The organism is Anoxybacillus sp. LAT27 (genome assembly GCF_022030075.1).
In the GTDB taxonomy this organism is placed as follows: Bacteria; Bacillota; Bacilli; order Bacillales; family Anoxybacillaceae; genus Anoxybacillus; species Anoxybacillus kestanbolensis.
Window position 1 is genome coordinate 1 of record NZ_JAIWYK010000253.1, and the last position, 244, is coordinate 244.

The window sequence follows — 244 nt, forward strand, 5'->3', positions numbered from 1 at the left end:
TGCGGTTCAACTGCCGTGCCATTTCGTTGATCAGGCGCAGCTCCCGGATCAGGTTGCGCGACTGCTGGTAGAGCTGGGCGTTTTCAAAGGCTTTCCCCGCCGTCTCCGCCAGGATCGAGATGTACTCCGTCTCCTGCGGCCCCGGTGCTGCCTGCCGTTCGGCCGTTAGCTGCAGCACCCCGTAAATGCCCTGTTTGCCCAACAGCGGCGCGGCGATCACGGCCATTGGGATGCCGTCGCGCTC

General features: G+C 64.3%; 1 pseudogene. It reads right to left on the minus strand.

What is annotated here, in order from left to right:
* Nucleotides 1–244: pseudogene (locus tag LD028_RS09340) on the minus strand (sensor domain-containing diguanylate cyclase); the annotation flags it as partial.